The sequence below is a fragment of the Mesorhizobium sp. ISC25 genome, from assembly GCF_042295465.1.
GTDB lineage: Bacteria > Pseudomonadota > Alphaproteobacteria > Rhizobiales > Rhizobiaceae > Mesorhizobium.
On the sequence record NZ_CP135441.1, the window covers coordinates 5,303,111 to 5,328,115 of the forward strand.

Genomic DNA, 25,005 nt, shown 5'->3' on the forward strand with positions numbered 1-25,005 from the left:
AGGTCGACTGACGTATGATAGATTTTGTTCCTATTCTGAAAAAGGCGCTCGACAAACTCGGTGAGCCGTCGGCGGAAGTGCGCGCCAGGGTCTATGACAGGGCCCGTTCGTCAATCGCGAAACAACTCGCAGAGAAGGCCACGATGACGCCTTCCGATGTCGACCGGCAGATGCGTGCGCTGGAAGACGCCATCGCCAAAGTCGAGCGGGACTACGCCAAGCCTGCGCCGCCACCCGACCCGCTGGCGGAACTGGAGGACATCTTCTCCTCCATCGACCGCAACAAGAACCAGTCCAGCCATGTCCGGCAGCCGGCAAAGACCGAGCCGCCATGGCAGCCGGCAAGGACTGAGCCGGCAAAGACGGAGCCAGCAAAGACCGGGCCGGCCTGGCAGCCTACGCCCGCTAAGGCGGCACCGAACTGGCAAAAGCCGCAGCCCGTCGCTCTTTCTCAGGAGCGCGCTGGTCCGCCGCCGCCCAATACGGATATTCCGACGGCCGAGGGCCAAGACAGCGCTTTTCAAGGCGATGACTTTTCCAACGACGGCAGCCCCGCGGAGGACAGGTTCCAGCGGCTCCATCCCGCCGAGCGCAGGCGCAGCTATGGCGGCGTGATCGCCGCCGCCATTGCCTTGCTGGTCATTGCCGGTGGCGGCTATGGCATCTGGCTGAACAAGGATGCGTTCGGCAGCATGCTCGGCCTCGACGAGACCAAAGCCGTCGCCACCGAACCGCTGGTAAAACCAGCCCCGGCCAAGCCGGTGGCCGATGCGGCCGTACCGGCCGCCGCGCCTCCGACGGAGGCCGGCGAAGGCGCGAAGTTCACGCAGCGCCTGACGCCCGAGGGCCACGAAGTCGATCCTGGCCCCGCGGCCGGGCAGGCGGGCATCGGCGAAGGCGAATCCGTCGCCGCACTGACCACGCCACCATCGGCCGCACAAGCGCCGACCACCTCGGCACCCGCCGGGCCGGCACCAGCCGCACCTGCCGATGCGCAAGCCACGGCCAATGCTCCAGCGGTCGATGGGTCCGCTGCACCAACTCCCGCAACGCCGCCCGCCAACGGGGCGGCAGCGTCGGCCGATGCCGCAGCAGCACCTGCAGCGGCCGCCCCGCCGCCCGCGCCGGCAGCGGCACCGACGGTAGTTCCACCGCAAGCCGCATTGGCCGTCGGCCAGAAGGCGATCTTCTACGAGGAGCGCACCAGTACCGCTCAAGGCTCGGCCGAGCCCGGCAACATCGTCTGGTCGCTGGTGCAGGAATCGCCCGGCGGCGACCTTCCACCCGAGCCGGCGATCCGCGCCGAGGCGACTATTCCTGGCAAGGATATCCAGTTGCGCATGACGATCCGTCGCAACACCGACCAGACGCTGCCGGCCAGCCACATTATCGAGATGATCTTCCTGACGCCTGACGGCTTCGAGGGCGGCGGCGTCGACAACATCCTGCGTGTCGCCATGAAGGGCTCCGAGCAGGATGCCGGCAGCCCGCTGATCGGCATCCCGGCCAAGATCGCCGACGGTTTCTTCCTGGTTGCGCTCAACGATACCAAGGCGGATGAAGACGCCAATCTGACCTTGCTCAGAGGCCAGGACTGGATCGACGTGCCGGTCGTCTACAAGACCGGGCGGCGGGCGCTGCTCACCATGGAAAAGGGCATTCCCGGCGAGAAGGTGTTCGATGAGGCGCTGAAGGCCTGGCAGACAAAGACAGCGGGCTGAGGCCGGCTCACCAGCCCAACGCTTCTCTGGCTCAGAAGCCTTGGAACAGCATGTCGAGTGCGCTCACGATGTCTTCGTGATGCTTTGACAGGTTCATCCGGCTTTCGCCTAGTTCGTCCGTCGGAACCGTTGCGATCAGATGGGTGGCCATAACCATTTTTCGCCCGCTGATCTCAAGGAGAGGGTGGAGTTTGCGCATCGGCGGCGGCGTTGTTGCCATCGGGAGAAGCGGAACGACGACCCTCGTCTTGAAGTGATCAAGCATGTCGGACTGGACGTCGAGTAGATAGCTGCCTTCGATACTGCCGGCGAAGACATCGTAGAGCGCCATCAGAATTGCCGATGTTCTTTCAGCGGAATACCGTGTTTCTCGGCATAGTCGTTCCACGCTTCCATGGTGGCGCGGTTCTCGAGCTTCCATAGCCGGGTCTTTTCCGCAGCGACAGCCTCCGCAATGCCGGCTTCCGCCGCGCGTGAGACATTCACGTCCAGCCCTTTGGCTTCTTTCATGAGTTTGGAATCTATCGACAGGTTTGCCGGTTGGCGAATTGCATTCAATGCCAATTTGCGCACGGCAGCCTCCGCAATATGCGCATAATCTATGCGCATTTCCGAGCTGCAGCAACGAGGAAGTGGACTACCCCTCCATTTCTTCCCGCAGCATCTCGAGTTCCAGCCATTCCTCCTCGAGCGCTGCCAGTGTGACGCGCTCCTTGTCGAGCGCGGCAATCGTCTTCTGGAACGAGGCCGGGTCGCGCTCGTAATAGGCCGGATCGGCGATGTTGTTCTCCAGCCGCGAGATCGAGGCCGACACCGCCTCGATCTTCTTCGGCAGCGATTCCAGCGCGAATTTCTGCTTGAACGACAGTTTCTTTGCCGGGCCCTTGGGAGCGGCCGCGTTGGTCCTGCTTGCAGCCATCGCCTCGCTGGTCTCTACCTTCGGCCGCGCCTTGCGGTCATCCAGCCTGGTGCCGCCGCGCTGCGCCAGCATGTCGGAATAGCCGCCGGCATATTCGATCCAGCGGCCGTCGCCATCCGGCGCGATGATGCTGGTCACGGTGCGGTCGAGGAAATCGCGATCGTGGCTGACCAGGATCACCGTGCCGGCAAAGCCGGCGACCAGTTCCTGCAGCAATTCCAGCGTCTCCATGTCGAGGTCGTTGGTCGGCTCGTCGAGCACAAGCAGGTTTGCCGGCCGCGCCAAGACGCGTGCGAGAATCAGCCGTGCCCGCTCGCCGCCCGAAAGCTCGCGCACCGGCGTCCGCGCCTGTTCCGGCTTGAACAGGAAGTCCTTCATGTAAGAGACGACGTGGCGCTGCTCGCCATTGATGACGAGGTTCTCGCCGCGACCGTCGGTAAGATACTGCGCCAATGTCTCCTGCGGGTCGACGGCTTCGCGCTTCTGGTCGAGCGTGGCGATCTCCAGATTGGTGCCGAGTCGCACCATGCCCGCGTCCGGCTTCAATTCGCCGGTCAGCATCTTCAACAGCGTCGTCTTGCCGGCGCCGTTTGGCCCGACCAGGCCGACGCGATCGCCGCGCTGGATGCGGGTCGAAAATCCCTTGACCACCGTCAGATCGCCAAAGCTCTTCTCAATGTTCTTGGCTTCGATCACCAGCTTGCCGGATTCGGCGGCGTCGCTGGCTGTCATTGTCGCCGCACCCTCGGCGCCGCGATGGCCGCGAAAGCGCTGTCGCATGGTCTGCAACTCACCGAGCCGGCGCATGTTGCGCTTGCGCCTTGCCGTCACGCCATAGCGCAGCCAGTGCTCCTCGCGCACGATCTGGCGGCCGAGCTTGTGCTGCTCGCGCTCTTCCTCCTCCAGCACCGTGTCGCGCCATTCCTCGAAATAAGCAAAGCCCTTGTCGAGGCGGCGGGTCTGGCCGCGGTCGAGCCAGATTGTGGCGCGCGACACGCGTTCGAGAAAACGGCGGTCATGCGAGATGACGACCAGCGCCGAGGAGGTGCGGGCAAGCTCCTCCTCCAGCCATTCGATGACCGAAAGGTCAAGATGATTGGTCGGCTCATCGAGGAGGAGAATGTCGGGCTCCGGCGCCATGACACGGGCGAGGGCCGCGCGCCGCGCCTCGCCGCCGGAGAGGTCGTTCGGCCGTTCCTCGCCGGACAGGCCGAGATGCTCCATCAGATAGGTGGCGCGGTAGGGATCGTCGGCGGGCCCGAGCCCTGCCTCGACATAGGTGCGGACGGTCGTAAAACCTTCCATGTCGGGAATTTGCGGCAAGTAGCGCACGGTCGCCGAAGGCTGGCGGAAGACTTCGCCGTCCTGCGGTTCGATCAGCCCGGCGGCAATCTTGAGGAGCGTCGACTTGCCCGAGCCGTTGCGGCCAACCAGGGCGATCTTGTCGCCAGCTGAGGCCGTCAGGGCGGCACCGTCGAGCAGCGGCGTGCCGCCGAAGGTCAGCTTTATCCCGTCGAGATTGAGAAGCGGCGGCGCCATGTCAGCTTTCAGGTAGGGGAAAAGGATGCGCGAGCAGCAGCGCCCGGCCGCTGGCCAGCGCGATTTCCAGCCGGCCCCTGACCTCGTTGGAAATGGTCAGCGACGAGCCGAACGCAACCTCGACATGGTCGAGCGGCCATTTGGCACCGGCGACGCTCAGGCCGGCGAGATCGGAGAAGCCGAGCACCGAAAACAGTGTGCCGTCGGCATAGTCGAAGCCAACCTTTCCGGGCAGCAAGGGAATGCCTTCCTGTGCGCCGCTGGTCAAAAGCACTTCCGTTCCGCCTTCCGCCAGCCGGACGCTCAGCGCCAGATGCAGGAAGATGTGGTCGGTGCGTTTGCCGCCGAAGGCGCCTGCGAGCACAAGGCTGGTAGCACCGCGTTCGAGCGCGGCGGCGATAGCGAGTTCACCGTCGGTCTTGTCCTTTTCGGCGGGAAACACCTGCCGTGGCACGGCGGCCAGATCCTCCGGCAAATCGGCAGGCACCGAATCGAAATCGCCGACCCAGAGTTCCGGCCTCAGGCCCAGCATGCGGGCATGGCCGATGCCGGCATCGGCGGCGATAACGCGGGAGCCTTCGACCTGGCGGTCGAGCAGCGGCGTGCGGATGAGATCGCCGCCAAGCAGGATGGTGAATGTGCTCATATCTCGTGGCCCTTACCAGCCCTGCCCCGGAAACGGAAGATGAAACGGCAGACGAAACGGAAGGCTGGGCTTTGGATGCTCGGCAAACTTCCGCTTGCGCAGCACTTCGGCCGGGCCTATGTGTCGCAACGCTCTAACGGGGTGCCGGACGCGATCTTCGCGGACCGGCTGAGAGGCAAGACTGCCAACCCGCTGAACCTGATCCGGTTTGTACCGGCGGAGGGATTAGACGTTTCGGACAGCCCGACGCCTCAATTCCTTTCAACGCGAACGAAGGAGGCGCCGATGCGCAGTTTTTTCCACTCTCTTGTCTCGATTATCCTGCTTGCAGCATCCGCGCTGGCCCTGCCAGGGCAGGCATCGGCACAGGATAAGCTGACCGTCTATACCTATGAAAGCTTTACCGCCGAGTGGGGTCCGGGACCGGCGGTGAAGAAGGCCTTCGAGGCCGAATGCAACTGCGTCGTCGAATTCGTCTCGGCCGCCGACGGCGTCGCGCTGCTCAACCGTGTGAAGCTGGAAGGCGCCGCGACCAAGGCCGATATCGTGCTTGGCCTCGATACCAATTTGACTGCGGACGCCAAGGCAACCGGCCTGTTTTCGCCGCACGGCGCTGTGTCGGGCGTCAGCGTGCCGGGCGGCTGGAGCGACGATATCTTCGTGCCGTTCGACTATGGCTATTTTGCCGTCGTCTACGATACCGAAAAACTGAAGAGCCCGCCGAAGAGCCTCAGGGAATTGGTCGAGGGCGATGCCGGCGACAAGATCGTCATCCAGGATCCGCGCACCTCGACGCCGGGCCTTGGCCTGCTGTTGTGGGTCAAGTCGGTCTATGGCGACAAGGCGCCGGAAGCCTGGGCCAAACTCAAGGCAAAGGTGCTGACGGTGACGCCGGGCTGGAGCGAGGCCTACGGCCTGTTCACCAAGGGCGAGGCGCCGATGGTGCTGTCCTACACCACCTCGCCGGCCTACCACATGGTTGCCGAAAACACCGAGCGCTACCAGGCGGCGTCCTTCGAGGAGGGCGAATATCTGCAGATCGAGGTTGCGGGGATCACCACCAAGGGTGCGAAGAACCCGCTGGCGGAAAAGTTCATTGCCTTCATGACCGGACCGAAATTCCAGGACGTCATTCCCGAAACCAACTGGATGTTCCCGGCCGGCAAAACCGACAAGCCGCTCAACCCGGCGTTCGACAAGCTTGTCAAACCGACCAAGACCTTGCTGTTCAGCCCGGAGGAAGTCGCGGCCAACCGCAAGGCCTGGGTCGATGAGTGGCTTGCGGCGATGAGCAAGTAGGATTCCATATGGTGTTCGTTCCCGCCCACCCCCCTCTGGCCTGCCGGCCATCTCCCCCGCAAGGGGGGAGATTGAGCTCTCAGCCGCTTTCGCCAATCTCCACTGCGGCAGGAATGAGCGGGGCAACGAAGCTGCCGATCTCCCCCCTTGCGGGGGAGATGGCCGGCAGGCCAGAGGGGGGTGGGCGGGAACACGACCTCAGCCAAGTTCCTCCTCTCAGCACCCATCGTTAAGCTGGGTAGCGCGAAATGCAGGCTCGCCGTCCTGACTCCCGCGTCACTGCCGGCATCGTCGCGCTCGCCGCCATCGCGCTGCTGATCGGCGGGGCATTCGCCGGGCTCGTCGTCGAAGCCACACGCGACCTGTCCGGCGCCGCCTCCGCTTTCGATTCCTATCTCTTGCGCGTCGCCCGTTTCACGCTCTGGCAGGCGGTCCTTTCGACGCTGCTCTCTGTCGCGCCGGCGCTGTTCGTCGCGCGTGCCCTGTCGAGGCACCCACAGTTTTTCGGGCGAGGCTTCATCCTGCAGCTTTTCGCCGTGCCGCTGGCGCTGCCGGCCATTGTTGCCGCACTCGGTGTCCTGGCGCTCTATGGCCGCGCCGGCTATTTTGCCGGCACGCTCAGCGCGATTGGCGGGCAGAGCTGGCCCGGCATCTACGGCCTGTCGGGCATTCTCGTCGCCCACGTCTTTTTCAACCTGCCGCTGGCAACGCGGCTGTTCCTGGAAGCGTTGCAGACCGTGCCGGGCGACCAATGGCGGCTGGCGAGCCAGCTCGGCATAGGCGCCAGACCCGCCTTCCGGCTGATCGAATGGCCGACGCTGCGCGTGGCACTGCCGGGGGTCGCCGGGCTTGTCTTCATGCTGTGCATCACATCCTTCACCATCGTGCTCACGCTGGGCGGCGGGCCGCGGGCGACGACGCTGGAGGTCGCCATCTACCAGGCGCTGCGTTTCGACTTCGACCCGGCGCGGGCGGTGACGCTCACCCTGCTGCAAATTGCCCTGACCTTCGTCGTCGTGCTGGCATTGACGCGGCTTGGCGCCAATATGGTCGGCGACGCCAATCTATCGGTGGCGCCGCGCCGGTATTTTTCAGCCGGTGCGGGCGAGACCGGGCTGAACGCACTGGTGATCGGGCTGGCACTGCTGTTTGTCGCCGGGCCGATGGCGGCCACGCTGGCGGCCGGGCTTGGCGCCGATCTCGGCCGCCTGGCCGGCGAGAGCGCGGTGCGGCAAGCGACGGCGACCAGTGCCGTGCTCTCGCTCCTGTCGGCGCTGCTCTCTGTGGCGTTGTCGCTGTCGCTGGTCCTGGCGCGCCGGGCGCTGGCGCTCACCCGGCGGACCGGCCGGCGGACACCGCTCGAACATCTGGCCGACACCGGTGCGGGGTTCGTCCTGGTGGTGCCGCCCATCGTCATCGGCGCCGGCTGGTTCCTGCTCTTGCGCACCGTCAGCGATGTCTTTGCGATCGCCCCCGTCATGGTCGTTGCGGTCAATGCGGTGATGGCGATGCCCTTCGCCATCCGCGTCATCCGCCCTGCCTATGACGCGGCGAGCGAACGCCACGAACGGCTCTGCGCACAGCTTGGCATCTCGGGCTGGAACCGGTTGCGGCTGGTCGACTGGCCGTCGCTGCGGCGGCCGCTCGCCACCGGCTTCGCTTTCGCAATGGCGCTGTCGCTCGGCGATCTCGGCGTCATTGCGCTGTTCGGCAGCGATTCCGTGCAGACCTTGCCCTACCTGCTGCTGGCGCGCATGGGCAGTTACCGCACCGAGGATGCGGCCGGGCTGGCGCTGCTGCTCGGCCTTGTCTGCCTGGCGCTGGTGCTGACCGCGGACTTGCTGGGAAGGAGGGAGAAATCATGATGCCGATCAGCCCGGAACGGTCCATTTCGGTGGAAAAAGGCGCGGCGGTGCGGCTCGACAATGTCTCGTTCAGCTATGGTGAAACGCCGCTTACATTCGATGTCGATTTCCCGGCGGCGGAGATCACCGCCATCATGGGGCCGAGCGGTTCGGGAAAGTCGACGCTGCTCAATCTGGTGGCCGGTTTCGAGGCGCCGCGGTCGGGCCGGGTGCTGATCGGTGGCGCCGATGTCAGCACTGCGCCGCCTTCAGCGCGGCCGGTATCGATGGTGTTCCAGGAAAACAACCTGTTTGCCCATCTTTCCGTCGACCAGAATGTCGGGCTCGGCCGCTCGCCTTCGCTCAGGCTGAGCGAGGCCGATCGCGCCGCAATCGCCGCAGCGCTGAAGCGCGTCGGCCTTGCCGGCAAGGAAAGCCGGCTGCCGCGCGAACTCTCCGGCGGCGAGCGGCAGCGCGTCGCGCTCGCCCGGGTCCTGGTGCGCGACCGACCGGTGCTGTTGCTCGACGAGCCGTTCGCTTCGCTCGGACCGGCACTGCGCGACGACATGCTCGACCTGGTGACCGACGTCCATTCGGAGCAGCGCATGACGGTGCTATTCGTCACGCACCAGCCGGACGATGCGCGCCGTATCGGCCAAAACATGGTTTTCCTGGATGGTGGCACAGTTGCCGCGACGGGCACCGCCGCTGATTTTTTCGTCGGGGCTGGACCGGAGGCATTCCGACGCTATATCGGCTCGGGTCCGTTTGCGGCCGGATCACGAGATGTTGCCCGGAAGCGGACATAATTTATGGTCAAACCGGCGGAAGGCGAAGCGGCGCTTGCTTGCCATGGTCGAGGTAGTGTGGCTAGGTCCGCCAGGAGCTGGTCCGGCCTAGACCGTGATTTGCCCTTGCTGCCTCGTATCTGTCGGACGCACGAAGGACGCCGTAGCACTTGATTTTGCGCGTGATGCTTTCCGGAAATCGCGCCCGATTTTCGTGGTCACGTCCCAGGACTTGAAAGGAAGCCGATCTGCCGACCGGCATCGACAATCGGAGGGTGAAACCGCTGGCGCGCTTTCTGGCGCTGGCCGGTCTTGCCGTGGCGCTGGCAAGCTGCCAGATGTTCACGCCTCCCGACGTGCAGGAATCGGGCTTCCAGCCCTCAGACAAGCCGATCACGGTCGACAATGTCGCCGCCAACAGCAAGCTCGCCCAACTGGCGAAGGCGCAGCACCCGCGCATCCTTGCCACCTATGGCGGTGAGTATTCCGACCCCAAGCTCGAGCGCATGGTGGCCAAGGTCGTCGGCAGACTGACCGTGGTGTCGGCCAACCCGACCCAGACTTACCGCATCACCATCCTCAACTCGCCCAACGTCAATGCCTTCGCGCTGCCGGGCGGCTATCTCTACATCACCCGCGGCCTGCTGGCATTGGCCAACGATTCAGCCGAGCTTGCCGCCGTCATTGCGCATGAGATGGGCCACGTTACGGCCAATCATGGTCTGCAGCGCCAGCAGCTGGAAGCGGAAGAGGGGTTGGCGACCAAGGTCGTTTCGGATGTGCTCGGCGACAACCCGACGGCCAAGGCGGCGCTGGTCCGCGGCAAGCTTAGGCTGGCGCAGTTCTCGCGCAATCAGGAGCTGGAGGCCGATGCCATCGGCATCAAGTCGATCGGCGAGGCCGGTTTCGATCCCTACGCCGCCGGCCGCTTCTTGCAGTCGATGTCGGCCTATACCGATTTCCGTTCCATCAGCGGCGCCACCGACGCCAGCCTCGACTTCCTGGCGACGCACCCCAACACGCCGCAGCGTATCGATCTCGCGCAGCGCCACGCCCGCCAGTTCGGCGCGCCCGGTGTCGGGTCGCGCGACCGCGATTCATTCCTTGCTGGCATAGACGGGCTGCTTTACGGCGACACGCCGGAGGAAGGCTATGTGCGCGGCGAAACCTTCCTGCATCCTGGCCTCGGCGTGTCGTTCTCGGTGCCCAACGGCTTCATCATCGACAATTCGGCGGCGGCGGTGACGGCCACAGGCCCGGGCGACATCGCAATCCGCTTCGACGGCGTCTCGATCGACAAGGACCGCTCGCTGACCGACTACATCCGCAGCGGCTGGGTTGCCGGCCTCGACGAGAGCAGCGTGCGCCAGGAGACGATCAACGGCAACGAAGCGGCAACCGCGCATGCCGGCGCCGATGGCTGGCAATTCGACATTGCGGTGATCCGCGCCGGCGGCCAGGTCTACCGCTTGCTGACAGCGGCGCCTTCGGCCAGCACCTCGCTGAGCCCGGTGGCGCGCTCGGTCAGCGGCTCGTTCCGCATCCTGAGTGCTGCCGAGAAGGCGGCGTTGAAGCCGCTGCGTATCCGCATCGTCACGGTGCAGCCCGGCCAGACAATGGGCTCCCTGGCCGCACAGATGGTCGGCGTCGACCGCAAGCTGGATTTGTTCAGGGTGCTCAACGCGCTGTCGCCGGGTGCCGCGGTTTCGGCCGGCGACAAGGTCAAGATCGTCACCGACAAATAGCAGCCGACGCGATTCAGGCGGCGAGAAATTCCGGATTCTGCTTCACCAGCGCCGCCTTGAGTTTTTCCATGGCGCGCGCCTCGATCTGGCGGACACGTTCCTTGGAGATGCCGAGCGTTTCGCCGAGTGCTTCGAGCGTCGCGCCCTCGTCGCTCAGCCGGCGCTCCTCGATAATCCTGAGTTCTCGTGCATTGAGCGCGCCGAGTGCCGTCTTCAGCCAAACCGAGCGGCGCTCGACGTCGATCGTATCGCCAACGACCTCGTCGGGCAGCGGGTCATCCGAAACCAGGAACTCCATCCGCTCGGTTGCGCCCGCATCGTCGGCAAGCGGCGTGTTGAGCGAGCTGTCCGGCGCCGAAAGCCGGGAATCCATCATCGCCACATCGGCCTCGGATACCCCGAGAGCCGCAGACACTTCGCGGTAGAGCGTGGCATTCGACGTCTGCTCGGCGCCGTTTGCCAGGCGGGCGCGCAGGCGCCGCAGGTTGAAGAACAGCGCCTTTTGCGCCGAGCTGGTGCCGCCGCGCACGATCGACCAGTTGCGCAGGATATAGTCCTGCATCGAGGCGCGGATCCACCAGGTCGCATAGGTCGAGAACCGCACCTCGCGCTCGGGCTCGAAACGGGCCGCTGCCTCCAGCAGCCCGACATGGCCTTCCTGGATCAGGTCGCCCAGGGGAAGGCCGTAGTGGCGAAACCGCGACGCCATGGAAATGACCAGCCGCATATGCGCGACGGTGATGCGGTGCAGCGCGTGCTGGTCATTGTTTTCCTTCCAGCGCAGCGCCAGGAGATGCTCTTCGTCACGTTCCAGATAAGGGGCTTTCATCGCCGCGCGAACCATGGTCCGTCCTGCACTGTCTTGCATCATGCCGCGCTCCTGCTTCAGGCGTTGCGGTGCGATCGAATCGTGAGTTGGCGCCGATGGTTGAAATGGCGGCACCGCGCCCTACAACAGCCAAGAACGTGCCATGCGGGGGAATGTTCCCCCGGACTGTCATGTCGATTGCGCTGTTCCAGGCGATTCACCACCGGCCTTGACTCAGCCGGATGGCGCCGGGAGATGCTGGTTGAGAATGGGATTTCAAGGGCGCGAGATTTTTGAAATTTAGTTTCTTATTCTGGCATCGCGCATCTGTCATTTTCCGGCACTCGCAATGACGCCGGACATCGGCCAAGGACGGGATCACAGAAAAATGAAATGGCTCAAGTCGCTCATTATCGCCGGAACGCTCCAGCTTCTGGCCATCGCCGCAAGTCATGCCGGCGCCAATCTCGACCAGATCAAGCAGTCCGGCGTCTTCAAGGTTGGCACGGAAGGAACCTATGCGCCCTTCACCTATCATGATGCTTCCGGCGCGCTGGTTGGCTTCGACGTCGAGATCGCGCGGGCCATCGCCGAGCGCCTCGGCGTCAAAGCCCAGTTCCTCGAAGGCAAATGGGACGGGCTGATCGCCGGTCTCGACGCCAACCGCTACGATGCCGTCATCAACGAGGTCGGCATCACCGAGGCGCGCAAGGCCAAATATGATTTCTCCGATCCTTACATCGCCTCCAAGGCGGTGCTGATCGTGCGCGGCGACAACACCGACATCAAGGGTTTCGCCGACCTCAAGGGCAAGAAGGCGGCGCAGTCGCTGACTTCGAATTTCGGCAAGCTGGCTGAAACCAACGGCGCCGAACTCGTCGGCACCGACGGCTTCGACCAGTCGATCCAGCTGCTTCTTACGGGCCGCGCCGACGCCACCATCAACGACAGCCTATCCTTCCTCGATTTCAAGAAGCACAAGCCAGACGCCAATGTGAAGATTGCCGCCCAGGAAGAAAACGCCGACTATTCCGGCGTCATCGTGCGCAAGGGCGATCCGGAACTGGTGGCCGCCATCAATAAGGCGCTGGCCGACATCAAGGCCGACGGCACCTACCAGAAAATCGCCGACACCTATTTCGGCCAGGACGTTTCGAAGTAAAACGGCTTTCTCGTGTGGGCCGAACGCCGGCCCGCGTCGTTCATATCGCGGCGAGCTGTCTTTTGACGGCCCGCCGCTTTCGCGTGATATGAGCGACGGCAATCTGGCAAGGAGGAGCCTTCGTGCCGCACTGGCTGCAATTGATGCTGGAATCCCTGCCTACGCTGCTGTGGGCTGCACTGATCTTCACCGTGCCGTTGACGCTGCTGTCGTTTGCATTCGGTCTTGTTCTCGGCCTGGTCGTGGCGCTTGTCCGGCTGTTCGGTCCCAAACCGCTGGTCGCCGTGGTCCGCTTCTACGTCTGGATATTCCGCGGCACGCCGCTTCTCGTGCAACTGTTCCTTATCTTCTACGGCCTGCCATCGATCGGCATCCTGCTCGACGCCTTTCCGGCAGCACTGATCGGCTTCACCTTGAACATCGGTGCCTATTCGTCGGAAATCATCCGCGCCGTCATCGGTTCGGTGCCCAAGGGCCAGTGGGAAGCGGCCTATTCGATTGGCATGACCTGGGCCCAGGCAATGCGGCGCACCATTCTCCCACAAGCGGGGCGCGTCGCCGTGCCGCCGCTGTCCAACACCTTCATCTCGCTGGTCAAGGACACTTCGCTTGCCGCCGCCATCACCGTGCCGGAGATGTTCCAGGCGGCGCAGCGCATCGTCGCCACCACCTATGAGCCGCTGATCCTCTATGTCGAGGCAGCGGCCCTCTATCTGGTCATGAGCTCCGTGCTGTCGGCCTTGCAGGCGCGGCTGGAAACGCGGCTCAACCGCTATGGCGGCTTCCTGGAGGCGCGCGCATGATCGGCCTCACCAACATCGAAAAGCGTTTCGGCGACAATTTGGTGCTGAAGGGCGTGACCGTCACCATCGAGGAAGGCAGCGTCACGGCGCTTGTCGGGCCGTCGGGCGGCGGGAAGAGCACGCTTTTGCGCTGCATCAACCTGCTCGAGCTGCCGACTTCAGGCACGGTGCGGATCGGCGACGATGCACTCGAATTCCACCCCGGCGGCAGGGTCTCGACCAGGGATATCCAGCGGCTGCGGCTGCAGACCGGCATGGTGTTCCAGAATTTCCAGTTGTTTCCGCATCGCACCGCGATCGAGAACATCATGGAGGGGCTGGTGACGGTGCTGAAATGGCCCAGGGAGAGGGCGCGCGAACGGGCGCTCGCCCTGCTCGAAAAGGTCGGCATGGCGCACAAGGCCGATGCCTGGCCGGCAACGCTGTCAGGTGGCCAGCAGCAGCGCGTGGCGATTGCCCGGGCGCTGGCGCCTTCGCCGAAAGTCCTGCTCTGCGACGAGCCGACCTCGGCGCTCGATCCGGAACTGGCGCAGGAGGTGGTCGATGTTCTCGGCAAGCTCGCCAGCGAGGGCACGACCATGGTGATGGCGACGCATGATCTGCGGCTCGCCTCGAAGATCGCGCGGGAAGTGGTGTTCCTCGATGCCGGCAACATCGTCGAACAAGGCCCGGCCGCGGTGCTGTTCAGCAACCCGGAACGCCAGCGGACCAAGCGGTTTATCGCGACGCTGAAGCACGAGGCGGAAAGGGAGGCCGGTGGCGAGCGCTAGAATGGCCATCGCCAGTCAGCCAAAACAAAAAACCCGGCGCGAGGCCGGGTTTTTCTGAATTCGAAAGCAAAAAGCTCAAGCAGCCTCTTCCTGCTCGGCTTCCTCGTTGTCGGCTTTGGCGCCGCGCTTCGGGCCCTTGTTGAGGTTCACCTCGATGAGGCGCACCGCTTCGGTCTCCGACATGCGGTTGACGGCCGCGATCTCGCGGGCCATGCGGTCAAGCGCCGCCTCGTAGAGCTGGCGTTCGGAATAGGACTGCTCCGGCTGGTTGTCGGCGCGATAAAGGTCGCGCACCACTTCCGAGATCGAGATCAGATCGCCGGAGTTGATCTTGGCATCATATTCCTGGGCGCGGCGCGACCACATGGTGCGCTTGACGCGGGCGCGGCCCTGCACGACCTTCAGCGCGCGCTCGACATAATCCTCCTCCGACAGCTTGCGCATGCCGATCGAGGTCGCCTTGGCGACCGGCACCTTGAGGCGCATCTTGTCCTTCTGGAAGTCGATGACGAACAGTTCCAGCTTGTGGCCCGCGACTTCCTGCTCATCGATCGAGACGATCTGGCCGACACCATGCGCCGGATAGACGATGTACTCGCCGGTCTTGAAACCGTGGCGCGCTGCGGTGGACTTCTTCTGCGGGGTGATCGTTGCCATTACGCCCTGAACTCCTTGTTGTGGTACCGGCATCGTGCCGGCCCGAACTCGTGCGACCGGGGTGACCGGTCCTTAGCCGCACAACGATGAACTCACCGGAAAGGCCAGGACCGGCAAATCGCAACATTGCGACCGCCTGCCCCAGATCGCTCTGGTCCGGATTGAGAAATTCACCTTTCAGTGATTTGGGGCGTTTGCGCCATAAATCGACGTTGTGTCACCGGCATGTTTGGTTGATGTAACACAAAAAGTCGGAAGAATCAAGGTTTTGCTGCACGCGCGAAGGCCACGCGCCGTCGCCGCCTGTCAAGGCAGTTAATGTATCACGTCTGTTACGCGACGTCAGGCCGCCGCAGCCGGCAGGCTCGTCAATCGCCTTCGCCGGGCTCCGGGGAGAAATATTTCTCGAATTTGCCAGTTTCGCCATCGAAGTCTTTAGCGTCGGCCGGCGGCTCCTTCTTGGCGGTGATGTTGGGCCATTTCTCGGCATATTCGGTGTTGATCTGCAGCCATTTGTCGAGGCCCGACTCGGTGTCGGGCTTGATCGCGTCGGCCGGGCATTCCGGTTCGCAGACGCCGCAATCGATGCACTCGTCCGGGTGGATGACGAGCATGTTCTCACCTTCGTAGAAGCAGTCGACCGGACAGACCTCGATGCAGTCCATGTATTTGCATTTTATGCAATTGTCGGTCACGACATAGGTCATTGGTCGGCTCCGGGACGTCCCATTTTGTTGGGCTTTTTTGGTGAGGTAACGCCTTTGTCCGCTGGTGGCAAGGGCGGCCCTTACCAGCGGTGCCGCGGTTTTCCGGAATGGAATTCCAGCGGGCCGGCAAAGCGGAAGTTCGACCTTGCTCAATCGTCGCCGAGCAGGTGGTCGGTCTGGCGGCGTTCTTTCTTCGTCGGGCGACCGCTGCCGGCCTCGCGCAACGGCGGCACCGCATCGGGAAGCGCCTCGCCCTTGGGCGCGGGGGGCGGCGACATGTCCTCGTAGAGCAGGCGGGCTTCTTCGGCCGGGCCACGCCGTACGCCGGTGCCAAGGACTTTCCAAACGAAGATCCGCCGCTCCAGCGTGATGGTCAAAACATCGCCCGGCCGGACCGTATCGGAGGCCTGCGCTGCTTTGTCGCGATTGATGCGGACGCGTCCGGCGACAACCAGCTTGGCTGCCAGCGTGCGCGATTTTACCGCGCGCGAGAAGAACAGCCACTTGTCGATGCGCTGGCGGGCATCAGTGACCATCGGACGAGCAGCTTACTTCTTCAGCTGGTCGCGCAACGCGGCGAGCTTGGCGAAGGGCGAGTCCGGATCGAAGCGGACCGGGCGTTCCTCACGCGGCTTTGGCTGGAAGGCGGGCTTTCCGCCTTGGGCGCCGCCTTTGCCGTCCTGCCGGCCAGCCTTCCAGTCGGGCCGGTTTTCGCGCCGGTCTGGGCGTTCGCCTTGCGGCTTGCCGGCGCGCTGCTCTCCAGCCTCGCCTTGCAGTTTAGGCTTGAACTTGCTGCGGTCGAAGCGCGGCTTGCCGGCGCCGTCGCGCTGGTCGTGCCGCCCCTGACGGGCGGGCCGGTCGCCCGGCGTCGGTTGCCCGCCGGCATCCACCGGCGCATCGCTGCGGCCGTCCGGCGCAGCTTGACCATTGCGCGCGCGACTGTCCCGATGATTGTCCCGGGGGCGGTTGTCATGCTGGCGATGACGCGGGCGCTGGTCGAAACGACCCTGCCGCCACAACAGGATAGGTTTTGGCTCCTCCGCCTCTGGGGCAGCTTCGCCGGCGACGGCTCCTGCCGTCGCTGCAGGTTCGGCCGGCGATGCTTCCGTAGTGTCGGAAACCGGCGGCTCTGCCGGTGCCGCAGCTTCAGTTTCCGCCCCAAGTTCCGCCCTTGGCTCGGCCGCTGGTTCCGCAGGTGCTTCAGCAATCGCCTCGGCGGCGGGCTGGGTCTCTTGCGTGACTTCTGCCGCAGCTTCAGGGGCTGGAGCTTCCGCGACAGGCTCTGCCGCCGCTTCGGTCGCGGCTTCGGCTGCAGCCTCCGCAACAGGAGCCGCATCCGACACAGCCTCCGAAGCCTCCGCCGGCGGCTCTACCGCGGCAGATGCTTCCGCCATCCTCGCCTGCTCGGCTCGCGTTGCCTCTTCCGCCGCCTGCTTTGCAGCGGCAGCTCCACGCGCGGCATTGTCCTGTGCTTCGAGCCGCGCCTTGACTTCGGCCGCCGGTTTGACATCGGCGCGATAGCCGAGCCCCTTCAGGATTTCTTCCATGTCGTCGGCGGTGGCGCCGAGGATCGACATCATCGGCGGCGTCACCATGAAGGACTGGCCGTCATAGGCGCCGTCGGGTCGAAGACCGAGGCCCGGCTTCCAGTTGGTCGCCGGCCGGATCAGGTCGGCCAGCCGTTCGAGAATATCGACGCGTACAGCACGCCGGCCCAGATTGCGGTAGCCCGCCAGCTTGTAGAAGGTCTTGTCGAAGGTCGGATCGATGACCACCGAGGTGCGGCCGGAGGCCAGTGCGTGAACGACATCGCCGAAGCCAGGTTTGTCCTTGCCGTCGTTTCTCAGCGCCCACAGCAGCGTTATCAACCCGGCCGGCGCCGGCTTGATCAGCGCCGGCACGAAGACATGGTAGGCGCCGAAGCGCACGCCGAGACGGCGAAGCGCCGCGCGGCCTTCCTGGTCGAGGGATTTCATCTCGTCGGCGATGTCGCGACGGTTGATGAGGCCGAAATGCTCGACGAGCTGGAAAGCGATGCCGCGGCCGATGCCGGTGATCTGCTCGGCATTCTTGAGATCGACCAGCGGCTTCAGCAGGGATTCGATCTGGAAGTTGACGAAGCGCTCGGCGCGCGCCGCAACCTTGTCGCGGGCCGGGCCGGTGAGTTGCTCGTCGGCGAGCAGAACGAGACGCGGCTTCAAAGCGTCTTCGCCGGCAACCAACGTGCCGATCGGGGCGCCGATCCAGCGCAGCGTGCCATCCGAACCCAGCGCGATGTCGCCATTGGCCGAGGCGCCGAAGCGCTCGGCCCGCGCCTCGAACTCGGCGGCAAGCGCCTTCTGCGCCGCTGCCCGCACCGCCTTGGCGTCCTCGCCGCCGGCGCTCTGGTCGGCGGTGAAGCGGAAACCCTGCAACTCGCCGACATGGTGGCCCTCGACGAGGACGGTTCCGGTTGGGCTGATTTCGGCTTCAGGCATCGTGTTTTCTCTAAGGCGCCGCATGAGGACGGAAGTCCTGCGGTCTACAAAACGTTTCGTCAACCGCTCATGCAGCGCATCCGACAATCTGTCTTCGATTTCGCGCGTCTTTTCCTGCCAGTGTGCCCGATCGGCCAGCCAGCCGGGCCGGTTGGAAACGAAGGTCCATGTGCGGATCTGGGCAATCCTATGCGACAGCGTGTCGATGTCGCCTTCGGTGGTGTCGGCACGGCGCACCTGCTCGGCCATGTAGTTCTCGTCGACATGGCCGTGCCTGGCAAGGTCCATGTAGATGGAAGCAATCAAGTCGGCGTGCTGGGCCGGCGCGATCTTCCTGTAGTCGGGCAGCGCGCAGGCTTCCCACAGCAGCGCCACGCGCCTGGCATCGGTGGTGAGTGCCCGGATGTCCTCGTCGCGCGACAGATGTTCGAGCGCCTGCGCGTCCACGGCCGGCAGTGCGCGCGTCAGGCCCTCGACCGGGGCGTTGGTCTCGATCGAGCGCTTCAGCGCATCGAGGTTGGCGAAATCGAAATGCGCGGTACGCCACTGCAGCACCTTCACCGGATCGAAATCATGCGCCTCGATGTTCTTGACCAGTTCCTCATCCAGCGGATCGACCTGGCCGGTGACGCCGAAGGTGCCGTCGCGCAAATGCCGGCCGGCACGGCCGGCAATCTGGCCGAGCTCGGCCGCCGTCAGGTTGCGGTACTGGTAGCCGTCGAATTTACGGTTCTGGGCGAAGGCGACATGGTCGAGGTCGAGGTTGAGGCCCATGCCGATGGCGTCGGTGGCGACGAGATAGTCGACGTCGCCCGACTGGAACAGCGCCACCTGGGCGTTACGGGTGCGCGGGCTGAGTGCGCCGAGCACGACGGCGGCACCGCCCTGCTGGCGGCGGATCAGCTCGGCGATGGCATAGACCTCGTCGGCCGAGAAAGCGACGATCGCGGTGCGCCGCGGCAGGCGGGTCAGCTTCTTCGAGCCGGCATAGGCAAGATGCGATAGCCGCGGCCGGGTCACCACCGACACGCCCCGCAGCAGGCGCTGCAGGATGCCGTGCATGGTGGCCGCGCCCAGCAGCAGCGTCTCCTGGCGACCGCGCAGATGCAGGATGCGATCGGTGAAGATGTGGCCGCGTTCGAGATCGCCGGCAAGCTGGACCTCGTCGATGGCCACGAAGGCGGCGTCGGTCTCGCGCGGCATCGCTTCCACGGTGCAGACCGAGTATTTCGCGCCCGCCGGCTGGATCTTTTCCTCGCCGGTGATGAGCGCAACCTTGTGGGCGCCGACCTTCTCGCAGACCCGCGTATAGACCTCGCGGGCAAGCAGCCTGAGCGGCAGGCCGATGACGCCGCTTTCATGCGCCACCATGCGTTCGATGGCGAGATGGGTCTTGCCGGTGTTGGTCGGGCCGAGCACGGCCGTCACGTCTCGACCCGACAGGATCAGCGGTTCAGTGTGTTTCGGATGGATGTTCATCGGCCTGGAAATAAGGCTCTCTGCCTCGCATTGTCGGGAGCGCGCCCATATTGGCCGCGTATGACAGGCGACACATAGGGATTTCGGGCGCGAAGCGAAAGCGGAATGTGCCGAGGGCGGGCCGATTGGTCCTTCAAAGCCAGAAAATCTGTTCCCGATTAACAGTTGGAACGAGTCTGGAACGAATCAGCGACGAATCACTGACTCGCGCTGATTCAGGGTTTGTTCACGGCTACATCTGGGTTTTCTGCCGGCGAATCTCACCACATGCTGAATCACGGAAACTGGCCCGATTCATGCAGGCGGCATCCAAGCCAGCACCGCGGTTAACCTTTGCCGGTGATGATCGTGGCCGGCCAATCCGCTTCGCACAACGTTATGAAATTATTGATGTTTCCTAACGCGCTTTAATCATTTCGAGGGTGTTTTCAGCTCTCGCCGTTAACGTTCCGCTCAAAGCCGGAACGAATCGGCGACGAATCAGAGATAGTCGAAGTTTCTTGGTTTGTTCACCGCAACATGTTGTGTTGTGAACAGCTTTTCCACCGAGAATCCACACGCTGCCGGGCAGTCTTTGCACAGGTTGCGCAGCGGCCGTTAACCTTTGTGTACTGGTTCGGCACACGCGGCGTCATGGCCATCGGGTCGACGCAGTTGCTGCATGAGGCTCACACTCGGCCAACCACGCTGAACGGCTTGTTCAAGATACGTCCTCTCCGACGGCATAACGCTGCAATGTGAGGCCGACGTTCTGGATGATTTCGTCATGGGACAGGGCGACGACCGGCGGAAGCCGCAGCAGGTACCGGCACATCGCCAGTCCCAGCAACTGGCTGGAAATGAGCCCGGCCCGCCGGCCCGCATCGGCGGGATCAGCGACCGCCGCAACCAGTGGCCTCACCTGGTTGGCAAATACATCGCGCAACTTTTCGGCGGCAAATTCGTTCGACGTCGCCGAACGCAGCAGAATTACCATGCCGGTACCGTTGGCCGGATCTTCCCAGATTTCGAGAAATCGCCTGATCAGTGTCTTGCCGATGTCGGTTCGGTCGATCACCCGTAGTGCGGGCAATTTCAGATCGACGACGGCCGCCCTGGCGAACAACTCGTCCTTGCTGCGGAAATAGCGGATCACCATGGCCGGATCGATCGAAGCATGGGCCGCGACGTCACGGATCGAGGCGCCGTCATAGCCGCGTTCGGCGAACAGGAGCCTCGCGGCCTCAAGTATCTGAGCCCGGGTGCGGTCCGACTTGCTGGGTTTCTTCGACTGATTCTCGGTCATGAAAATGCATATGCCAACGGTCGTTGACAAATGCAATGGCTTCGGCTAAAAGTCAACATATGTTGACAAATGGAGAGAGAAAATGTTGCCCGATACAACGGAAGTCCTGATTATTGGCGCCGGCCCGACCGGCTTGGCGCTGTCCATCGTGCTGCACCAGGCCGGGGTCGACCATGTTCTGATCGACAGGCTTGGGGAGGGCCTTCAGACCTCGCGGGCTGGCGTCATCCACGCTCAGACGCTGAAAGCGCTGGAGCCGCTGGGCGTCACGCAGCGGCTGAGCGAACTTGCCCTGAAGCTGCGGAATTTCGCCATCCGCGACCGCAACCGGGCACTGCTCACGCTCGATTTCGGAAAGCTTCCGTCGAGGCATCCCTATCTGATGATGCTGCCTCAGAATCTCACCGAGCAGGTGTTCGCCGAGCGGATTGCCGCCCTGGGCGGCGTGATCCACCGCCTCGTCGAGGCCAAGGCCGTGGTTCAGAACACTGACGGTGCGCGCGTGACGGTGGTCGAGAACGGCCGCGAGAAGATCATATCGGCACGCTACGTCGTTGGCGGCGACGGCATGCACAGCCTGGTGCGCAGCTCAGCCGGCATCGAGTTCGACGGCGCGGCCTATGAGGCGTCGTTCGTTCTCGCCGACGTTCGTCTCGACTGGCCGGTTGGGCCAACCGAAGTGTCGCTGTTCTTTGCACCAGCCGGGCTGGTGGTGGTGGCGCCGCTTCCGGACGGATCATACCGCGTCGTTGCGACAATGGACGACGCGCCGGAAAAACCCGCGGTCGCAGACATACAGGCGCTGCTGGACAGCCGCGGACCGACCGGCAAAAGAGGCCGGGTGCTCGACCTGAAATGGAGCTCGCGTTTCGCGTGCATCACCGCCTGGTCCGGTCATACCGCAAGGACCGGTTGTTCCTGATGGGCGACGCCGCGCACGTACACAGCCCGGCCGGAGGGCAAGGCATGAATACCGGCATCGTCGACGCGGTCGTGCTTGGTCAGTTGCTTGGCGACGTGGTGAACGGCGTGCGCCCGGAAGCGGAGCTCGAACGCTATGAAACGCTGCGACGCCCGGCAGCCCAGGAGGTGCTTGACCTGGCTGGCATGATGACCGGCATGGCGCTTACCCACAGTCCGGTGAAGCGGTTCGTCCGCAACCTCGTGCTATCGGTGCTGAACCTCACACCATTCCTGAAGCGCCGCATCGCCTTGAAGCTGTCGGGCCTCAGTCGGGCGCCGCTTGCCCGTCTACCGGCACCTGCGTGCGAGCCGGGTGCAATTGGCCGAACCCAGCCTAAAGCCAACCCAGAGCTGAAGCTTGCCGCGTGACAGCCCGGTTGTCTACCCGTACTCGCCGTTGGGCTGGTACGGGAGTCATCCGCGACATCCCCAGGCCTCAGCTAATGTACTGCCCGCCATTGGCTGATATGGTCGAGCCGGTGATGAAACCGGCATCGTCGGAAGCGAGGAAGACGACGCAGCGCGCGATCTCCTCCGGCTCGCCGAGACGGCCGACCGGGATCTGCGGGATGACGCGCTCGTTAAGGACCTTCTCGTCCATCGCCTTGACCATCTCGGTGGCGATATAGCCGGGGCAGATGACGTTGACGGTGATGCCGGCGCGCGCGCCTTCTTGGGCCAGTGCCTTGGTGAAGCCGATATCGCCCGCCTTCGAGGCCGAATAATTGACCTGGCCGACCTGGCCTTTCTGGCCGTTGATCGAGGAGATGGTGATGATGCGACCGAACTTGCGGTCGCGCATGCCGCCCCACAACGGATGCGTCATGTTGAAGACGCCGGAAAGGTTGGTATCGAGGACCTCCTTCCATTGCTCTCGCGTCATCTTGTGGAACATCGCGTCGCGAGTGATGCCGGCATTGTTGACCAGCACCGAGACGGGACCGAGATCGGCCTCGATCTGTTTGATGCCGGCGGCGCAGGCCTCGTAGTCGGCGACGGACCATTTATAGACCGGGATGCCGGTCGCGGCCTTGAACTTTGCCGCCGCTTCCTCATTGCCCGCGTAGTTTGCGGCGACCGAATAGCCGGCGCTTTTCAAGGCGACCGATATCGCCGCGCCGATGCCGCGCGACCCGCCTGTGACGATTGCAACCTTTGTCATATGTCCTCCCGGGAAATGCAGATGACTGAGCGTTGAAGCGGCGGGTTTGCCTCTATTCCCTACTCGCTTTGCGCCAGTATCCTATTCGTATCGCTTATCTCATCACAATGCTTCCACGCACATGGCAACGCCCATGCCGCCGCCGATGCACAGCGTCGCAAGACCTTTCTTGGCATTTCTGCGGCGCATCTCGTAGACCAGCGTGTTGAAGATGCGGGCGCCCGAGGCGCCGACCGGATGGCCGATGGCGATGGCGCCGCCATTGACGTTGACGATCGCCGGGTCCCAGCCCATGTCCTTGTTGACGGCGCAGGCCTGCGCGGCGAAGGCCTCGTTGGCTTCGACCAGATCGAGGTCGCCGACCGACCAGCCGGCCTTGGCCAGCGCCTTGCGCGAGGAGGGGATCGGTCCCGTCCCCATGATCTGCGGGTCGACGCCGGCGGTCGCCCAGGAAACGATACGCACCAGCGGTGTGATGCCGCGCCTTGCGGCTTCCGCTTCGGTCATCAGCACCACGGCGGCGGCGCCGTCGTTGATGCCGGAGGCATTGGCAGCGGTTACCGTGCCTTCCTTGTCGAAGGCGGGCTTGAGCTTGGTCATGGCGTCGATTGTCGCGCCGTGGCGGATGTATTCATCCTGGTCGACTATCGTGTCGCCCTTCCTGCCCTTGACTGTGAAGGCAACGATCTCGTCCTTGAATTTTCCGGCTTTCTGCGCGGCCTCGGCCTTGTTCTGGGAAGCCAGTGCGAACTGGTCCTGGTCGTCGCGGGTGATCTGGAACTGGCGGGCGACGTTCTCCGCGGTGTTGCCCATATGATAGCCATAGAAGGCATCGGTCAGGCCGTCCTTGATCATGGTGTCGATCAGCTTGAAATCGCCCATCTTGACGCCACCGCGCAGATGCTGCGCGTGCGGAGCCATCGACATCGATTCCTGGCCGCCGGCAACGATGATCCTTGCGTCGCCCTGGGCGATCTGTTGCATGCCGAGCGCGATGGCGCGCAAGCCGGAGCCGCAGAGCTGGTTGAGGCCCCAGGAGGTCGCCTCCTGCGGCACGCCGGCGGCCATAGCCGCCTGCCGCGCCGGGTTCTGCCCTTGAGCCGCGGTCAGGATCTGGCCGAGGATGACCTCGTCCACCTCTTTGCCGTCGACGCCGGCACGGACCAGCGCTTCCTTGACGGCGACGGCACCCAATTCATGGGCTGGCGTGTTGGCGAAGGCGCCGTTGAAGGAGCCGACGGGCGTGCGCGCCGCACTGGCGACAACGATGGCGTTGGAAGCGGACATGTTCTTCTCCAGGCTTTCGGGGAACGATTTCGGGTGCCGTCGGGGACTTTTCTTGCCCTTTCCACAACCCGAGTCAAACCCGAAATGGGTAGGGCGTTGCTCCGTCGCAAGCAGGCCGCGCGTCGCGGCGACGGCAGCCCATCCGTGCTGCGCAGCATAAAATGTTCTCGCACTGCACAAACTGCTTGGATTCATGACGCTTTTGCGCATATCCTTTAAAAAGGCGCAATCGTTACCGGCGGCTTACTTAAGCTGCCCGGTGTCCGGGGAGGATGCAGATGGCCGCAAAAGACGAACCTATTGTTATCAAGAAATATGCCAATCGCCGTCTCTACAATACGGGCACCAGCACCTATGTGACGCTCGAGGATCTCGCTGAAATGGTCAAAAAAGGCGAGGACTTTACTGTCCAGGACGCCAAGACCGGTGACGACATCACGCATCCGGTGCTGACCCAGATCATCTTCGAGCTGGAGAACAAGGACGGGCAGAACATGCTGCCGATCCCGTTCCTGCGTCAGCTCATCGCCTATTATGGCGACCAGATGCAGATGATCGTGCCGAGCTTTCTCGAGCAGTCGATGCTGGCCTTCTCTAAGGAGCAGGAACGCTTTCGCGAGCAGATGAAAGATGCCCTCGGCAAGTCGCCGATGGACATGATGAAGATCGCGACGCCGATCAAGGTGCTGGAGGAGCAGACTCGGCGTAACATGGAAATGTTCCAGAACGCCATGCGGCTGTTCACGCCGTTCCCGCCTGCGGGCTCTGCGCCGGCAGCAGCGCCGGCCGAACCGGCCAGGAAGGAAACATCGGAAAAACCCGACGACCTTCAGGAGCTGAAGGAGCAGATCGCCGCCATGCAGCGCAAGCTCGACACGATGTCGTGACTGCCGGCCGGCGAAGCGCCGGCCCAAATTTCCCCCAGCAGGCCCGTGTCAGAAAAC

The 25,005-nt window shown here is 63.9% G+C and carries 23 protein-coding genes and 1 riboswitch; of the genes, 11 read left to right on the top strand and 12 right to left on the bottom strand.

The window, feature by feature from the left end; genetic code table 11:
• Positions 1–14: 14 nt before the first annotated feature.
• Complete coding sequence (locus RQ479_RS25975; RefSeq protein WP_376702901.1) at positions 15–1,721, top strand: hypothetical protein; 1,707 nt, start codon at positions 15–17, stop codon at positions 1,719–1,721.
• A 31-nt stretch (positions 1,722–1,752) separates the two neighbouring features.
• Here RQ479_RS25975 and RQ479_RS25980 read toward each other — a convergent pair whose 3' ends face one another.
• From RQ479_RS25980 to RQ479_RS25995, 4 genes are all read right to left on the bottom strand, one after another.
• A complete protein-coding gene (locus RQ479_RS25980) occupies positions 1,753–2,052 on the bottom strand; it encodes a CcdB family protein (RefSeq protein WP_376702902.1) in 300 nt (99 codons plus the stop codon).
• Positions 2,052–2,294, bottom strand: coding sequence for a type II toxin-antitoxin system CcdA family antitoxin (locus RQ479_RS25985; protein ID WP_352714411.1), 243 nt, complete (start codon positions 2,292–2,294; stop codon positions 2,052–2,054). The genes RQ479_RS25980 and RQ479_RS25985 overlap by 1 nt, the downstream gene beginning before the upstream one ends.
• Before the next feature lie 64 nt (positions 2,295–2,358).
• Positions 2,359–4,179, bottom strand: a complete 1,821-nt coding sequence (locus RQ479_RS25990; RefSeq protein WP_376702903.1) for an ABC-F family ATP-binding cassette domain-containing protein — start codon at positions 4,177–4,179, stop codon at positions 2,359–2,361.
• A gap of 1 nt (position 4,180) precedes the next feature.
• Positions 4,181–4,825, bottom strand: a complete 645-nt coding sequence (locus RQ479_RS25995) for a thiamine diphosphokinase (RefSeq protein ID WP_376702904.1) — start codon at positions 4,823–4,825, stop codon at positions 4,181–4,183.
• Between the two features lie 127 nt (positions 4,826–4,952).
• A riboswitch (TPP riboswitch) is annotated at positions 4,953–5,067 on the top strand.
• A gap of 43 nt (positions 5,068–5,110) precedes the next feature.
• Here RQ479_RS25995 and thiB point away from each other — a divergent pair.
• The 4 genes from thiB (at position 5,111) to RQ479_RS26015 (ending at position 10,501) form a co-directional block, all read left to right on the top strand.
• The gene (gene thiB / locus RQ479_RS26000) at positions 5,111–6,124 is read left to right on the top strand and encodes a thiamine ABC transporter substrate binding subunit (protein ID WP_376702905.1); all 1,014 of its coding nucleotides are present in this window, start codon (positions 5,111–5,113) and stop codon (positions 6,122–6,124) included.
• Between the two features lie 248 nt (positions 6,125–6,372).
• Positions 6,373–7,989: a thiamine/thiamine pyrophosphate ABC transporter permease gene (gene thiP / locus RQ479_RS26005; protein WP_376702906.1), complete on the top strand. Its 1,617-nt coding sequence runs from the start codon at positions 6,373–6,375 to the stop codon at positions 7,987–7,989.
• Positions 7,986–8,777, top strand: a complete 792-nt coding sequence (thiQ, locus tag RQ479_RS26010) for a thiamine ABC transporter ATP-binding protein (protein WP_376702907.1) — start codon at positions 7,986–7,988, stop codon at positions 8,775–8,777. Before thiP ends, thiQ begins: the two co-directional genes overlap by 4 nt.
• Positions 8,778–9,031: 254 nt before the next feature.
• A complete protein-coding gene (locus RQ479_RS26015; RefSeq protein WP_376702908.1) occupies positions 9,032–10,501 on the top strand; it encodes a M48 family metalloprotease in 1,470 nt (489 codons plus the stop codon).
• 13 nt (positions 10,502–10,514) lie between these two features.
• On the opposite strand, the gene RQ479_RS26020 is transcribed toward RQ479_RS26015, so the two are convergent.
• On the bottom strand, positions 10,515–11,372 hold the full coding sequence (locus RQ479_RS26020) for an RNA polymerase factor sigma-32 (protein WP_031194549.1): 858 nt from the start codon (positions 11,370–11,372) through the stop codon (positions 10,515–10,517).
• Positions 11,373–11,697: 325 nt separating this feature from the next.
• On the opposite strand from RQ479_RS26020, the gene RQ479_RS26025 reads away from it, so the two are divergent.
• The 3 genes from RQ479_RS26025 to RQ479_RS26035 all read left to right on the top strand — a co-directional run bounded on the left by RQ479_RS26025 (position 11,698) and on the right by RQ479_RS26035 (position 14,044).
• Positions 11,698–12,471, top strand: coding sequence for an amino acid ABC transporter substrate-binding protein (locus RQ479_RS26025; RefSeq protein ID WP_376702909.1), 774 nt, complete (start codon positions 11,698–11,700; stop codon positions 12,469–12,471).
• Between the two features lie 122 nt (positions 12,472–12,593).
• The gene (locus RQ479_RS26030) at positions 12,594–13,274 is read left to right on the top strand and encodes an ABC transporter permease subunit (RefSeq protein ID WP_352714396.1); all 681 of its coding nucleotides are present in this window, start codon (positions 12,594–12,596) and stop codon (positions 13,272–13,274) included.
• On the top strand, positions 13,271–14,044 hold the full coding sequence (locus RQ479_RS26035; protein WP_376702910.1) for an amino acid ABC transporter ATP-binding protein: 774 nt from the start codon (positions 13,271–13,273) through the stop codon (positions 14,042–14,044). The genes RQ479_RS26030 and RQ479_RS26035 overlap by 4 nt, the downstream gene beginning before the upstream one ends.
• 75 nt (positions 14,045–14,119) lie before the next feature.
• On the opposite strand, the gene RQ479_RS26040 is transcribed toward RQ479_RS26035, so the two are convergent.
• The 5 genes from RQ479_RS26040 to RQ479_RS26060 form a co-directional block, all read right to left on the bottom strand.
• Positions 14,120–14,701, bottom strand: coding sequence for a CarD family transcriptional regulator (locus RQ479_RS26040; protein WP_006327799.1), 582 nt, complete (start codon positions 14,699–14,701; stop codon positions 14,120–14,122).
• Positions 14,702–15,069: 368 nt separating this feature from the next.
• Positions 15,070–15,408, bottom strand: coding sequence for a ferredoxin FdxA (fdxA, locus tag RQ479_RS26045; protein ID WP_352465723.1), 339 nt, complete (start codon positions 15,406–15,408; stop codon positions 15,070–15,072).
• A gap of 149 nt (positions 15,409–15,557) precedes the next feature.
• Positions 15,558–15,944, bottom strand: a complete 387-nt coding sequence (locus RQ479_RS26050; RefSeq protein WP_023680553.1) for an RNA-binding S4 domain-containing protein — start codon at positions 15,942–15,944, stop codon at positions 15,558–15,560.
• Between the two features lie 12 nt (positions 15,945–15,956).
• A complete protein-coding gene (locus RQ479_RS26055) occupies positions 15,957–19,364 on the bottom strand; it encodes a helicase-related protein (RefSeq protein ID WP_376702911.1) in 3,408 nt (1,135 codons plus the stop codon).
• 700 nt (positions 19,365–20,064) lie between these two features.
• Positions 20,065–20,649, bottom strand: a complete 585-nt coding sequence (locus tag RQ479_RS26060; protein WP_376702912.1) for a TetR/AcrR family transcriptional regulator — start codon at positions 20,647–20,649, stop codon at positions 20,065–20,067.
• Positions 20,650–20,731: 82 nt separating this feature from the next.
• Between RQ479_RS26060 and RQ479_RS26065 the strand changes: the two genes are divergently transcribed.
• Together RQ479_RS26065 and RQ479_RS26070 are read left to right on the top strand one after the other, a co-directional pair.
• Positions 20,732–21,571, top strand: a complete 840-nt coding sequence (locus RQ479_RS26065) for an FAD-dependent monooxygenase (protein ID WP_376702913.1) — start codon at positions 20,732–20,734, stop codon at positions 21,569–21,571.
• Complete coding sequence (locus RQ479_RS26070; protein ID WP_376702914.1) at positions 21,505–21,981, top strand: FAD-dependent oxidoreductase; 477 nt, start codon at positions 21,505–21,507, stop codon at positions 21,979–21,981. Before RQ479_RS26065 ends, RQ479_RS26070 begins: the two co-directional genes overlap by 67 nt.
• Positions 21,982–22,048: 67 nt before the next feature.
• Here RQ479_RS26070 and phbB read toward each other — a convergent pair whose 3' ends face one another.
• Both phbB and RQ479_RS26080 read right to left on the bottom strand, forming a co-directional pair.
• Positions 22,049–22,774, bottom strand: coding sequence for an acetoacetyl-CoA reductase (phbB, locus tag RQ479_RS26075; RefSeq protein WP_352476133.1), 726 nt, complete (start codon positions 22,772–22,774; stop codon positions 22,049–22,051).
• Between the two features lie 102 nt (positions 22,775–22,876).
• On the bottom strand, positions 22,877–24,061 hold the full coding sequence (locus tag RQ479_RS26080) for an acetyl-CoA C-acetyltransferase (RefSeq protein WP_376702915.1): 1,185 nt from the start codon (positions 24,059–24,061) through the stop codon (positions 22,877–22,879).
• Between the two features lie 278 nt (positions 24,062–24,339).
• On the opposite strand from RQ479_RS26080, the gene phaR reads away from it, so the two are divergent.
• A complete protein-coding gene (gene phaR, locus RQ479_RS26085; protein ID WP_376702916.1) occupies positions 24,340–24,948 on the top strand; it encodes a polyhydroxyalkanoate synthesis repressor PhaR in 609 nt (202 codons plus the stop codon).
• Positions 24,949–25,005: the final 57 nt, after the last annotated feature.

Excerpts from the sequence above, each read along its gene's own strand:
- RQ479_RS26060 (WP_376702912.1), bottom strand. The coding sequence starts at position 20,649 with ATGACCGAGAATCAGTCGAAGAAACCCAGCAAGTCGGACCGCACCCGG.
- RQ479_RS25995 (WP_376702904.1), bottom strand. The coding sequence starts at position 4,825 with ATGAGCACATTCACCATCCTGCTTGGCGGCGATCTCATCCGCACGCCG.
- RQ479_RS26065 (WP_376702913.1), top strand. The coding sequence starts at position 20,732 with ATGTTGCCCGATACAACGGAAGTCCTGATTATTGGCGCCGGCCCGACC.
- RQ479_RS26055 (WP_376702911.1), bottom strand. The coding sequence starts at position 19,364 with ATGAACATCCATCCGAAACACACTGAACCGCTGATCCTGTCGGGTCGA.
- RQ479_RS26035 (WP_376702910.1), top strand. The coding sequence starts at position 13,271 with ATGATCGGCCTCACCAACATCGAAAAGCGTTTCGGCGACAATTTGGTG.
- RQ479_RS26020 (WP_031194549.1), bottom strand. The coding sequence starts at position 11,372 with ATGATGCAAGACAGTGCAGGACGGACCATGGTTCGCGCGGCGATGAAA.
- RQ479_RS25980 (WP_376702902.1), bottom strand. The coding sequence starts at position 2,052 with ATGGCGCTCTACGATGTCTTCGCCGGCAGTATCGAAGGCAGCTATCTA.
- RQ479_RS26080 (WP_376702915.1), bottom strand. The coding sequence starts at position 24,061 with ATGTCCGCTTCCAACGCCATCGTTGTCGCCAGTGCGGCGCGCACGCCC.
- phaR (WP_376702916.1), top strand. The coding sequence starts at position 24,340 with ATGGCCGCAAAAGACGAACCTATTGTTATCAAGAAATATGCCAATCGC.
- RQ479_RS26050 (WP_023680553.1), bottom strand. The coding sequence starts at position 15,944 with ATGGTCACTGATGCCCGCCAGCGCATCGACAAGTGGCTGTTCTTCTCG.
- RQ479_RS26070 (WP_376702914.1), top strand. The coding sequence starts at position 21,505 with ATGGAGCTCGCGTTTCGCGTGCATCACCGCCTGGTCCGGTCATACCGC.
- thiQ (WP_376702907.1), top strand. The coding sequence starts at position 7,986 with ATGATGCCGATCAGCCCGGAACGGTCCATTTCGGTGGAAAAAGGCGCG.
- fdxA (WP_352465723.1), bottom strand. The coding sequence starts at position 15,408 with ATGACCTATGTCGTGACCGACAATTGCATAAAATGCAAATACATGGAC.
- RQ479_RS26040 (WP_006327799.1), bottom strand. The coding sequence starts at position 14,701 with ATGGCAACGATCACCCCGCAGAAGAAGTCCACCGCAGCGCGCCACGGT.
- RQ479_RS25990 (WP_376702903.1), bottom strand. The coding sequence starts at position 4,179 with ATGGCGCCGCCGCTTCTCAATCTCGACGGGATAAAGCTGACCTTCGGC.
- phbB (WP_352476133.1), bottom strand. The coding sequence starts at position 22,774 with ATGACAAAGGTTGCAATCGTCACAGGCGGGTCGCGCGGCATCGGCGCG.
- RQ479_RS25975 (WP_376702901.1), top strand. The coding sequence starts at position 15 with ATGATAGATTTTGTTCCTATTCTGAAAAAGGCGCTCGACAAACTCGGT.
- thiP (WP_376702906.1), top strand. The coding sequence starts at position 6,373 with ATGCAGGCTCGCCGTCCTGACTCCCGCGTCACTGCCGGCATCGTCGCG.
- RQ479_RS26025 (WP_376702909.1), top strand. The coding sequence starts at position 11,698 with ATGAAATGGCTCAAGTCGCTCATTATCGCCGGAACGCTCCAGCTTCTG.
- thiB (WP_376702905.1), top strand. The coding sequence starts at position 5,111 with ATGCGCAGTTTTTTCCACTCTCTTGTCTCGATTATCCTGCTTGCAGCA.